This is a genomic window from Acinetobacter sp. CWB-G5 (assembly GCF_019209785.1).
Taxonomy (GTDB): Bacteria; Pseudomonadota; Gammaproteobacteria; order Pseudomonadales; family Moraxellaceae; genus Acinetobacter; species Acinetobacter johnsonii.
Genome location: NZ_JAHUTF010000008.1, coordinates 101,730 through 113,962, shown reverse-complemented (window position 1 = coordinate 113,962; position 12,233 = coordinate 101,730). Strand labels below are relative to the sequence as shown.

Below are 12,233 nucleotides of genomic sequence, written 5' to 3'. Positions count from 1 at the left end.
CTGATGCAGGCTTTTTTATGCGTTAACGATGTTTATTGCACACTTGATGCAGGTTGTAATAAATCCTCATAACGCAGCTCAATTTTTCTTAAGGTTTTTAAGCGCCAAAGTTGATGGCGGGCTTCGGCTTCATAGCCATTAAAGGCCAAGAGTTTGGCAAATTTGGTCAAATCATAGGGAATCGGGTAGTTCAGCACCATTTCCTCATAGTCACGTATTTGCTCAGGGCTGACTTTGCTGTATGGATTTAACTGAATCCATTCAATGCGGCGGTTAAACTCCGACAGCAGTAAAATATGATCGTGATTGGTGAACTTTTCAGGAGTCTGTTCATAACGAGAAGCCTCATTCAGCTTCGGTACCATCAACTCATAGTCACGAATAATCAGTGCGACCAAGACCACACAGACAGTAAATGTAATCGGCATGGCAAAGCTCGGTAAAGTCCACGTTTTCACTTTTTGCTGAGATTGAATAATGCCTAGAATCAATCCGAGTGGCAGCAAGAAATAAGCGTAGAACAACGGAAATTCGAGCATACCGTGAATGAGTAAAGCGCCGACCATCAGAAGTCCAATCACAGATTCGAGCGATGTTGCATGCTTTTGCAGTTGATAGCCCCAATAGCTGAGATAGGCAAAAAATGGAATCGCAATCACTAATCCATTCCACACAATAAAGTCGAGAATGAAGTTATGCGCACTTTTCACCCAAACGGGGCCTTGGAACTGATCACTGATTAGGGTGTAAGCCACACTGGTTTGATGCCAACCATAACCAAACCAAGATCGCTCAGCAATGGCATGGAGCATCTGTTGCCAAATGGCAAGACGTGACATATCGCCTGTTGCTCGCGCAACTGCATCACGGGTTTGGGTCACTTCGACATTAGACAGCTGAGCCAATAGATGATTAAGCTGCGGAATAAAGGCAGTAAATGCAATGAACAACGCAAACCATGAGAGGGCACTATACCACTTCAGTTGAACAACACCTTTGTACTGTTGATAGAGCAAATACAGCAGTACACAAATGCTTGCGACCCATGATGTGCGGGACTGACTCAGTGCCACCGCAAATAACATCAATGCAGCACTTGCGCACAGCAGAATCGAGTTGAGTTTTTTCTTTTCAAATAGGTACAGTGTGCCGAGTAAGGACAGAATCAGAAAGCTCGCCATATTGTTCGGCTGAGCAAAGTTGGCATAAGGACGATTGCTTTGTAAAGTGGTCATGCCGGGAATGTACTGTTCAATATTGAGCCATTGGCAAGTGGCGATGAGCGCTGTTACCAGACCGACTGACCAAAATACACTACACAGGCCACTAAATAATTGTTCACGTTCTAAGGGTTTTTGGCTCAGGTTAAAACCTAAAACTATACTCAGCCAGAATGCAAAGATATATAAGCCACACATCAGCGCTTTGCTGAAAAAGAACAGCTCGCCAAAACCGTACTGAATGAAGGGCACCAGACTCAACAGCAATAGCGGCAGACTCACTTTCGGGAGCAAGAGTTTTTCTTTTAAAAATAAGGCAGAGAGTGCAAATAAAGATAAAAATGCAAACAATTCACCTGTATAGGTGACCCAAGGTCGATAATGAATGGGCAATAGCCATGCCAAGGCAATACAGACACTCGCCGCTAAAAAAAGAAAAAAACGCATAGGAGCTACAGATGAAAAAACTGGCTCTATGATAGTGAAAAAGCATCCAAGTTTGAGCAAAGCACATTAAAAATTTTGTAATACGGCAAAAATTACGTCTGGGAGCGGCTTAATGCAAAGTCGGATTGGCGTGTTTGGTTTGAGCAGATGGTCGTTGCCAATTAGAGATTCCGCGGAACATGAGTTGAATCTGCACGATGGTTTGCAGTTTAAATGCAGCCTGCTGCTGTTGGAGTTTCTCGGGAGCCACATCTCGACTCAAACCAATCCAGCGCATGGCCCAGTTAAAGGAGGCATCCATTAAAATATTGGCCAAAACTTTGAGGTCTTCGCTGTCATGGATATGTTGCATGCTTTCAATACGGGTTAGTTCATGGGCGAAGTCATCGATTAAAAAGGCAATTTCTCGCTCAACGGCAGCACGGATCAAGGTTGAACCACCCCAACGTTCTCCAATCAAGAAAATCCACTGTTCAGGATGTTGCTCTACAGCATGAAAAAATAGATCTAAACTGTGCTCAATCGTGGCATGTGGACCATAAACATAGCTTTGTCCCAATTGCGTTAACATACTTTTGATGTGGAGCGCCGCTTGATCGACCAGTTCAAGTCCTAACTCATCCAAGTCATTAAAGTGGCGATAAAAAGCGGTCGGTACTAAACCCACTTGGCGAGTGACTTCACGGAGACTAATGCGACCAAAGGAACGTCCAGAGGTGCTGAGTTGTAATGCAGCATTCAACAAAGCTTGGCGGCTTTGTTGTTTACGTTCTTCTCGAATCGACATAGATGATTGCCTCAGCCTCTTTTAAGCTTCAGTTTAACAAAGAATATGGATGGGTAGGGAAACAGGCGATCAATTACAAATGCAATGCAGTCAGACAAATGCTTTGGGTCTGCTTCTGCTATACTATGCGCCAACCTATTTAGTCAGATGAAGGGCGTATTATGCGTATCGACCAACGAACATTAGATCAATTACGTGATGTCACCATTACTCGTAACTACACACGTTATGCGGAAGGTTCGGTATTGGTTGAGTTTGGTCATACCAAAGTTCTTTGTACGGCAAGTATTGATAACTCAGTACCACGCTTTTTAAAAGGCAAGGGTCAGGGCTGGGTAACCGCTGAATATGGCATGTTGCCACGTTCGACGCATACCCGCAGTGACCGTGAGGCTGCGCGTGGTAAGCAAAGTGGTCGTACTCAAGAAATTCAACGTTTGATTGGCCGTAGTCTACGCGCCATGGTGGATTTAAAAAAACTCGGTGAAAACACCATCACCATCGACTGTGATGTGATTCAGGCGGATGGCGGTACACGTACTGCTGCGATCACCGGTGCTGCCGTGGCCCTGATTGATGCGATGAACACATTGCTTGAGAAAAAGAAAATTAAGCAAGATCCATTAAAAGGCTTAGTGGCTGCCATTTCAGTCGGTATTTTCCAAGACGAAGTGCTTTTAGACTTGTGCTATGAAGAAGACTCAAACTGCCAAACGGATTTAAACGTGGTGATGACCCAAGCTGGCGAATTTATTGAAATTCAAGGCACGGCAGAAGATAAACCCTTTACCCGTGTACAGTGCAATGCCATGTTAGAAATGGCGGAAAAGGGCATTCAAGAATTGGTGAAAAAACAGCAGCAAGCACTGGGTTGGTAAGTTTTAACGCAATAAAAAACGCACTCTAGAGTGCGTTTTTTTATTGTGTGTCGTTTGAATGCGAACTATTGGAATTAAGCATTAAAACGCATAGAAAGGTCGACGGCTTTGACATCTTTAGTCAATACACCCATCGAAATATAATCCACGCCTGAGGTTGCGACTTCGCGTAAATTGGCAATGGTGATATTCCCTGACGCTTCCAATTTACACCGTCCTGCAACATGCTTGACCGCATCAATCATTTGTTGCTGGCTAAAGTTATCTAACATCACGATATCGGCTTGGGCTTCCAATGCTTGGTCTAATTCAGCCCAAGTTTCAACTTCGACTTCGACAGGTTTGCCTGGGGCAATTTGATGCGCTTTGGCAATGGCTTGAGCAATGCCACCCGCTGCCATGATGTGATTTTCTTTAATTAAAAAAGCATCGAATAAACCTAAACGGTGGTTTTGACCACCACCGACCGCGACAGCATATTTTTGGGCAATACGCAGACCCGGTAGGGTTTTACGGGTGTCGAGCAATTTGGTGTTTAAGCCATCGAGCTGTTTGACATATTCCGCCGTTTTGCTGGCCACAGCAGATAGCGTTTGTACAAAGTTGAGCGCAGGGCGTTCAACCGTAAGTAAGCTGCGTGCTGAACCCGCCAGTTTGAAAATGGTTTCATTGGCAAGAACCAGATCGCCATCGTTTTTTAGCCACGTGATTTGTATACTTGGATCAAAAGCTGCAATTAATGCATTGACCCAAGGCTGACCTGCAAGAATCATGTCTTCACGGCTAATAATGGTCGCAGTCGCTTGTTCATCTTCAGGCGTCAAAAGTGCCGTAATATCGCCATCACCGATGTCTTCTTGTAATGCTTGTTGAATATTCAGTTGAATAGATTGTTCAAGCAGTTGTTGCGATATGCTCATCCGATTGTCCGTATCTTTATAGAAGCCATGAAAATTGCGCAATATATTAGCATTTTTCCTGAAAAAGGCGTGAAAATTTCAGAATCAAACGCTGATCAATTTGAGAAATGACGGGGAAAGATTTAGCATGAGAGACATTAAAAAAGATTGCCCAAAGGGCGCAATGGATTTGAGGAATAAAAAGATGCAGGTCATTCCGTCGTTTCAAGTGCAAGCAGGGCAACTGCTAGGAGCGAGACAAATTCCATCGCCTAATTTTAACGCACGTCCTGTGGATACTGAGATTCAACTGATTGTCATTCATAATATCAGCTTGCCTCCCTCACAGTTTGGCGGCGGCTATATTGAACAATTTTTTAAAAATCAATTGGATTGGTCAGTACATCCGTATTTTCAAACCATTCAAGGCATGCAAGTTTCAGCGCATTTACTGATTTTAAGAAGTGGTGAAGTCTTACAATTTGTCAATTTTAACGACCGTGCATGGCATGCAGGGCGTTCAAGCTATTTGGCCAAGAAAGAGTGTAATGATTATTCGATTGGCATTGAGCTTGAGGGCAGTGATGACTTGCCTTTTGAAGATGCCCAATATGAAACATTGGTACACGTGACGGCTTGTTTACAACAGGCCTATCCTCAAATTCAACAGCATTTGGCAGGACATTCCGATATTGCGCCAGGACGTAAGACCGACCCAGGCACATTTTTTGATTGGTTAGACTATCGAAATCGTTTGCAGCAGTTAAAAAGTCAATGAATTGAGAGTCGACAACAACATTAAACAATCAAATATTCGCTGAAGTTTCATTACAATAGCGGCAAATGAAAAACTAGGTGGATACGATGGCGCTGTGGCGGTCAACCGTAATTGTAAGTGCAATGACCATGCTTTCTCGGGTCTTGGGTTTGGTACGAGACATTGTCTTACTGAATGTCTTTGGTGCGGGGAAAGATTTTGATACCTTTGTGGTGGCCTTTCGTATCCCGAACTTCTTCCGTCGGCTATTTGCTGAAGGGGCATTCTCACAGGCGTTTATTCCGGTACTGACCGAATATAAAACTGGGCGTACCCATGCGGAAGTTCAGATTCTGATTAGCCGTGTCTTTGGTTGTTTAATGACGGTTATGACGGCTTTAACCTTCATTGCCATGGTTGCAGCTCCAGCGGTGCTATATATATACGCACCAGGTTTCCATGCCGATCCAGAGAAGTTCGACCTCGCGGTTTCAATGTTCCGCCTCACCATTCCTTATTTATTGTTTATGTCGTTGACGGCATTTGCCAGCAGTATTTTAAATAGTTATGGTTCCTTTGCTTCGCCCGCCTTTTCACCAGTATTGCTGAATGTTGCGATGATTGCCGGGGCATGGTGGTTGACGCCGTATATGGCGGAGCCGATTATGGCACTCGGTTGGGCAGTTATTGCTGCGGGTGTATTGCAACTGGCGATCCAAATTCCTGAACTTTGGCATAAAAAGTTACTGATTCCGCCGAAAGTTGATTTTAAACATGAAGGGGTGGATCGCATCATGAAATTGATGCTGCCTGCGCTATTTGGTGTTTCTGTCACGCAAATCAACTTACTCCTGAACACCATTTGGGCTTCGTTTATGCAAGATGGTTCAGTGTCATGGTTGTACAGTGCGGAACGCATGACTGAATTACCTTTGGGCTTGATTGGGGTAGCGATCGGCACGGTGATTTTACCTGCTTTGTCGACCCGTCATGCAGAGCAAGATATGTCGAAGTTCCGTGGCATGATGGATTGGGCTGCGAAGGTCATTGTTTTGGTTGGTGTGCCTGCTAGTATTGCGTTGTTTATGTTATCGACCCCTATTATTCAAGCTCTGTTCCAACGCGGTCAATTCACCCTTGAAGATACACAAATGACGGCTTTAGCGCTGCAATGTATGAGTGCTGGGGTGATTTCATTTATGTTGATTAAAGTTTTTGCACCCGGATTTTATGCGCAACAAGACACCAAAACACCAGTTCGTGTCGGTTTAATGGCCGTTGCCGCAAATGCGATTTTAAACGTGGTGTTTATTGGCTTCTTTAAATTGATTGACTGGCAGGCAGAGCATATGGCTTTGGCTTTAGCCTCTTCGGGTTCTGCTCTGGTGAATGCGGGGATGTTGTATTTCTATCTACACAAGCGCGATATTTTCCGTTTTGGTGCACACTGGAAAAAACTGTTTATCCAGTTTGGTATTTCTAACGCCGTGATGATTGTGGCTTTGTGGTATGCATTGACTTGGTATAATGGTGACGTGTCACAGTGGATTCGCGTTGCCGAAGTGATCGGGCTGTGCGTGGTCGGCGTTGTGGCTTATGCGGTTGGTTTGCTCTTTACCGGGTTTAGACCACGTCATCTCAAACATGAAGCATAAAACAAAGCAGTACTTTATTTATACTGCAAGCGAAGCGCGTAGCTTAAAAAAGCATGGCTTGATTTAAGAATAGATTGAAATTAATAAAAAGCCTGATCACGAAGATCAGGCTTTTTATTTTGTATATAGCATTGCATTTGCATTGCTGCCTTATTTTGGCAACACTTCAATCAGTTCCACATCAAAAATCAAGGTGCTATTCGGTTCAATCACATCACCTGAACCAATTTGGCCATAGCCCAGTTTAGCGGGAATAAAGAAACGATATTTAGCACCTTCTTTCATTAGCTGTAAGCCTTCAGTCCAACCTTGAATCACTTGGCTGACTTGAAACTCCGCAGGCTGTTGACGTGCAATCGAACTGTCAAAAACGGTCTGATCAATCAAACGCCCTTCATAATGAACTTTGACTTTGCTGTTGGCCTTAGGTGACTTGCCTTGGCCTTGTTGTAAAACCATATATTGCAAGCCTGAAGTCGTGGTTTTCACCTCGGGTTTTTTCGCATTTTCAGCTAAAAAGGCCGCACCAATTTTGGCATTTTTATCAGCCAGTTGTTTAACTTCTAATAACTGTTTTGCCTCGGCTTGGCGTTTATATTGGGTAAGTACTCGCGCCATGTCTTCATCACTTAATGAAGCAGCTTGACCTTTAGATGCTTCACGTAACCCTTGCACAAAAGCATCGAGATCTAAATCTTGAATAGACTCGGCATTGCTCCGACCCATGAGGTAGCCAAAGCTATAACCGACTTGTTGGTTGATATTACTTTTATTGTTAATCGGTGCAGCAAAAACAGGTGCAGAGAGCAACAAGCCGCAGAGTAACGTTGTTTGAATTTTCATCTTGTATTCTCAATAAAAAGAGGAGAGCAAAAGCTCTCCTTTGATTGACTTGTCTTATTTTACTTTGATCAGTTCAACATCAAAAATAAGCGTGCTGTTGGCTGGAATCATGCCAGGTACACCTTGTGGCCCATAACCTAAGTTCGAAGGGATGTAGAGGGTCGCTTTCCCACCTTCTTTCATGAGTTGTAGGCCTTCAGTCCAACCTGGAATCACTTGGTTTAAAGGGAACTCAATCGGTTCGCCACGTTCAAGCGAACTATCGAAGACTTTACCATCGACCAGTTGGCCTTTGTAATGCACGGTCACGACAGAGCTGGCAGTGGGTTGCTTGCCTGTGCCTTCTTGCGTAATTTTGTACTGTAAGCCTGACGCTGTGGTTTTCACCCCAGGTTTTTTTGCATTTTCGGTTAAGAAGCTGTCACTAGTTGTTTGTGCTTGCTTCGCATCATTGGCCTGTTTTTGCTGCATTTCTTGTTGGAACTGCTCATAGGCTTGTTTTAATTCTTCTTCAGTATAGGCAGGTTGGCTACGAGCATGACCTGCACGGACACCAGTTACAAAACTGTTAATATCGAGTTCTGGTGGGGTTTGATGAGCAACCTCATAACCCAGTGCATAGCTAATTTTTTCTACGGCAGATGCATTTTTTGAAACTTGGGCTTCGGCTGAAGCTGGGTGTTGAGATGCATAATAAACGGGAACAAGTGCAGCACCGCCTAGAATAACAGCTACAGCAATGGGTAAGGCTTTACTCATGTGAAATTTTTCCTAATTCTATTACATTCAAAAAGTTTTTTAGCATCTTAGCAGACTTCATGAATGACGTGTTTTGTACCACCAGTACATTTTCAAATTAATATATGCCGAAGTCCTTAAAAAAACTATAAGGATTTGAATATATAAACGTTTGTCATACAAAATAAAAAGCCAGAAATCAAGTTCTGGCTTTTTATCGGTTAGAGGATGTATTTAGTCTGATTCTTTATTGGCTTTATAGGCATAAGCATAGTTATAGCCATAACTAGAGCCTGCCGAACGTTGAATATCGTTTAGAATGAATCCATTGACTTTCACACCGGCTTGTTCGAAGCGATTCAGGGTCAATTCAAGCTCCTTCATCTGCGTTTTCGCATAACGGGCAATCACTAAGTTAACACCTGTGTATTGAGAAATAATGATGCCATCCGTCACTGCTAAGACTGGTGGGGTATCAATAATCACATGATCAAATTTCTCAGACATTTGCTCTAATAGATTTTTGAACTGGTTAGAGCTTAGTAGTTCAGAAGGATTGGCTGGACTTTTCCCGCGAGAAATCACACTTAAACCTGGCACTTCTGTAGGACGAATAACCGTGTCTAAACTTTGTTGACCATTGAGTAACTCTGTTAAGCCAGGTTGTGTGTCGAGATTAAAATACTTGTGTAAATAACCCCGACGTAAGTCTGCGTCTATGATTAATACACGTTTATCGCTTTGCGCCAAAATTGTGGCTAAGTTGGTTGAGATAAAGGATTTACCAACTTCTGGCGCAGGGCCTGAAATTGTGATTAGATTATTTCGGGCAGAGCTTAGCGCGAAATGAATGGCTGTACGCATACTTCTTAAGCTCTCAATAGCGATATCATCACTATTTTTAACAGCCAGAATAGGAATATTCTTTTTCTTCTTTAAAATATTAATACGGCTTTCTTGTACAGGTGAACGAGGAACCGTTGCATACACGGGCAGATCCAACTCATTTTCAATTTGAGCTGAGTCTTTGATCCCTGAACGCATCATATTACGTAATAATGCCAAGAGTGTACCGAGGAAACCACCTAAGAAAATAGAGAGAATTAAAATCTGTAGCTTCTTCGGTGCAATCGGCTCAATTGGTTCCACTGCTGTATCGACAATACGAACATTTCCAATCTCGCCCGCTTTAGCAATACGTAGTTGCTGATATGAGTTTAATAACGCTGTATAAAGTTGTTGTTTAACTTCAACTTCACGATAAAGCTGTAAATAACGACGTTGTAAATCTGGCAGTTCTTTTAATGTCGCATTTAACTCCCCAATCTTTTTATCGATTGCTCCTAGTTGTGCATTCATTTGCTGCATGACTGGATGCTCAGCAGTATATTTGGCCGAAGCCTCTGCAACTTTTTGTTCAAGTTCTGCTTTTTGAGTTTCTAAGGTTACGCTTTGGGTTAAAAATAACTCAGATTCTTTCGTGACATCTACAGTGTTGTATTGTTGGCGAAATTTATTGAATTCACGCTCTGCTACATCAAGTTGTTGTTTCAGCTCTGGTAGTTGTTCATCTAAGAATTTAAGTGTTTGCGCTGTTTCAGCTGAACGACGTTCAATGTTTTGTTGACTATAAGAAACCAGAATAGCATTGAGTACTTGGGTAATATGAGTTTTGTCTGTACCTTGATAATTGAGCCCAAGAATACCTGTTAACTTTCCTTTTTCTGCGACTGAATAATTTGTCAAGATATTATTGACAGCAGCTGGTAGAGATTGTTTTTGAATGAGATAAACATCATTCAGCTGGTCTTGTGTATAAATAGAAATATTCCACAAGCCATCCGCTGTACGTAAGGTATTCGATTGGTTCGTTTTTCCTGTTAAAATGACTTGTTCAGTTTGTGTATTCGTTAAACTAAACTGACCATCTTTAAAGCGAAGTTCAAGGTTTTTATCACGGAAGTTTGATGGAACATTAAACTGGCGAATATCGAATGCTTTTTCATCATCTTTAAACAACACCGATTTCGGCTGGTACTCTGTTTGATAATGGTGTGGAGATAATAGACGATCAGTAAATGAATTTTGCGTGCCCGAAATTTTAAGATCTAAATTCAAATGTTGAATAACATTGCCTAATACCAAACGCGATTTTAAAATTTCGATTTCTGCTTGAGCGGGTTGTTTTTGCTCAACCATGCTCGAGAGATCACCTAATAGAGCTGCGGAAGCGCCTTTATTTTCTTCTACTTGTACCAAGGCGTCCACCGAATAGGTATCTGGAGTTGCTCTTAAGTATAGTAGGGCACAAATTAGACTCAAAAGGATACACAGCGCAATTAACTTCCATTGTGCGATCAATGAGAAAAATAATTCTTTTAAATCAATAGTATCTTCTGTATTTGTAGTTTGGCTCATAATCGTACATCAAAGTTAAATATGTTTAGTCCAATCTGCTACACAGGCTTGTATAAGCAGGGAAGTTTCATCAAAAAAAGCTTGATCATGTTGATAGGGGTCAGGAATATTTTTTCCTTGCCAATGACCTAAGCGAAATGTTTTTCCTTTTGCAAATGGCCATGTTTGCTCAATGTGCTTCTGTTGATTTTGGCTCATGACTAAAATCAAATCAGCTTGCTTAATCAGTTCAGCATTAAGTTTCCTTGCAATATGAGGGCTCATGTCAACCCCTATACGTTGCATGCAAAGCTTTGCTTTGTCATCAGCCGCATATCCAATCATGCCAGAAATGCCTGCAGAGTGAATTGTGAGCTGTGGATGGTTTTGTTTGAGTAGGTACTCTGCCATAGGGCTACGACAGATATTACCTACGCACACTACCAAAATATTTTTGAATTGCATTATTGTCCCATGCGATCAATATTATAAATAACATTTGAGAATGGAATGACTTGGTTGATAACACGTTGCCAGCGCGTTAAACCTGAGGCATCGATATACACAATATCATTGCTTTGCATTTGAAATTTATTTGCCAGTCCAAAATCACCAATACTGGTTAAATCTAGGTGATAGACATCAGTGATCCCTGCATCTCGATGACTACGAACCACATAAATTTTGCTTCGGCTGCCTGAAAGTGGATTCAAACCGAGGCTTTCCCCAATGACATCACTTAAGCTAATACCCTGATCTCGCATCGGGATCGGTTTGTTTTGTCCCGATTCACCCATTACATAAATTTTCTGATTTTCTTTTGAATTTACATAAAGTGTATCATTAGGCTGAATCAATAAATTGTGTAGTGAATAACCCGCCTTTTCAAGCGAAATGCTATTGAGATTATAAGTTTTACCTTGGCGGACAAGTGTAATAGAGGTGTTATCTCCTAACTGAGTATTGATACCGCCAGCTAAACCTAATGCAGTATAAACACTGGTGGGTTGGTCAGTTAAAGTAAACTGTCCACCTTTCATGACACTGCCTTGTACAGAGTAGCGTTGTCCTTGATACGATAGAACACGAGCAATGACGTCGGGAGTTTTTAAATACCGTGAAAGCTGGCTACGTAATTCTTGGTTCACTTGTGTTAAAGACTTTCCTGCGGCTTTGTAGCGACCAATAATAGGAAATTGGATATAACCACTTTGATCAATTTGATAGCCATTGGACTTGATAGCTTCTTCATTACTGATGGTATTTGTAGGTGGAGTAATTTCTGGATATGCCCAGAGATAAATCGAGAGAATATCTCCAGCACTGAGCTTGTAATTTTTCTGAGGAATGTTGAACAAATGAGCAAAATATTCTTGATTGTATTGTGCAAGTTGGACAGCTGGTAATGATGTTTGGGTGAGTTTCACAACATTGACTTGTGTGCCTAACTCTGTTTGATACATACCTTCATCAGGTAAATCATAAGTTTGTAGCCCAGATGTCAGAGCGCATCCAGAGGATGTCATGATAAAGGACAATAGAATTATAGATTTAAAATGTCGCACAAAAATTCCCATTTTAGATTTTTTAAAATCATTTCAATTAAACAGCA

11 protein-coding genes are annotated in these 12,233 nt (G+C 42.0%); 3 read left to right on the top strand and 8 right to left on the bottom strand.

Annotated features, from left to right (window positions below; all coding sequences use genetic code 11):
- Nucleotides 1-32: 32 nt before the first annotated feature.
- Both KVY11_RS12905 and KVY11_RS12900 read right to left on the bottom strand, forming a co-directional pair.
- Entirely contained in the window at nucleotides 33-1,667 is a 1,635-nt protein-coding gene (locus KVY11_RS12905) for a PglL family O-oligosaccharyltransferase (protein ID WP_218289178.1), read from the bottom strand.
- A gap of 109 nt (nucleotides 1,668-1,776) precedes the next feature.
- Complete coding sequence (locus tag KVY11_RS12900) at nucleotides 1,777-2,454, bottom strand: TetR family transcriptional regulator (protein WP_218289177.1); 678 nt, start codon at nucleotides 2,452-2,454, stop codon at nucleotides 1,777-1,779.
- 161 nt (nucleotides 2,455-2,615) lie between these two features.
- On the opposite strand from KVY11_RS12900, the gene rph reads away from it, so the two are divergent.
- Complete coding sequence (gene rph / locus KVY11_RS12895; RefSeq protein ID WP_004684198.1) at nucleotides 2,616-3,332, top strand: ribonuclease PH; 717 nt, start codon at nucleotides 2,616-2,618, stop codon at nucleotides 3,330-3,332.
- A gap of 74 nt (nucleotides 3,333-3,406) precedes the next feature.
- Here the strand turns inward: rph and nadC are convergent, their stop codons facing one another.
- A complete protein-coding gene (nadC, locus tag KVY11_RS12890) occupies nucleotides 3,407-4,252 on the bottom strand; it encodes a carboxylating nicotinate-nucleotide diphosphorylase (protein ID WP_218289176.1) in 846 nt (281 codons plus the stop codon).
- A 184-nt stretch (nucleotides 4,253-4,436) separates the two neighbouring features.
- On the opposite strand from nadC, the gene ampD reads away from it, so the two are divergent.
- Both ampD and murJ read left to right on the top strand, forming a co-directional pair.
- On the top strand, nucleotides 4,437-5,009 hold the full coding sequence (gene ampD / locus KVY11_RS12885) for a 1,6-anhydro-N-acetylmuramyl-L-alanine amidase AmpD (RefSeq protein ID WP_218289195.1): 573 nt from the start codon (nucleotides 4,437-4,439) through the stop codon (nucleotides 5,007-5,009).
- Between the two features lie 77 nt (nucleotides 5,010-5,086).
- Nucleotides 5,087-6,643 (top strand): murein biosynthesis integral membrane protein MurJ, encoded by a 1,557-nt coding sequence (gene murJ, locus KVY11_RS12880; RefSeq protein WP_218289175.1) that lies wholly within the window; start codon nucleotides 5,087-5,089, stop codon nucleotides 6,641-6,643.
- Between the two features lie 150 nt (nucleotides 6,644-6,793).
- Here murJ and KVY11_RS12875 read toward each other — a convergent pair whose 3' ends face one another.
- The 5 genes from KVY11_RS12875 to KVY11_RS12855 all read right to left on the bottom strand — a co-directional run bounded on the left by KVY11_RS12875 (nucleotide 6,794) and on the right by KVY11_RS12855 (nucleotide 12,186).
- Complete coding sequence (locus KVY11_RS12875) at nucleotides 6,794-7,486, bottom strand: FKBP-type peptidyl-prolyl cis-trans isomerase (RefSeq protein ID WP_218289174.1); 693 nt, start codon at nucleotides 7,484-7,486, stop codon at nucleotides 6,794-6,796.
- 54 nt (nucleotides 7,487-7,540) lie between these two features.
- Nucleotides 7,541-8,245, bottom strand: a complete 705-nt coding sequence (locus KVY11_RS12870) for an FKBP-type peptidyl-prolyl cis-trans isomerase (RefSeq protein ID WP_125274497.1) — start codon at nucleotides 8,243-8,245, stop codon at nucleotides 7,541-7,543.
- A 213-nt stretch (nucleotides 8,246-8,458) separates the two neighbouring features.
- The gene (locus KVY11_RS12865; protein ID WP_218289173.1) at nucleotides 8,459-10,642 is read right to left on the bottom strand and encodes a polysaccharide biosynthesis tyrosine autokinase; all 2,184 of its coding nucleotides are present in this window, start codon (nucleotides 10,640-10,642) and stop codon (nucleotides 8,459-8,461) included.
- Nucleotides 10,643-10,657: 15 nt separating this feature from the next.
- A complete protein-coding gene (locus KVY11_RS12860; protein ID WP_131229764.1) occupies nucleotides 10,658-11,086 on the bottom strand; it encodes a low molecular weight protein-tyrosine-phosphatase in 429 nt (142 codons plus the stop codon).
- On the bottom strand, nucleotides 11,086-12,186 hold the full coding sequence (locus tag KVY11_RS12855; protein WP_218289172.1) for a polysaccharide biosynthesis/export family protein: 1,101 nt from the start codon (nucleotides 12,184-12,186) through the stop codon (nucleotides 11,086-11,088). The genes KVY11_RS12860 and KVY11_RS12855 overlap by 1 nt, the downstream gene beginning before the upstream one ends.
- Nucleotides 12,187-12,233 lie beyond the last annotated feature (47 nt).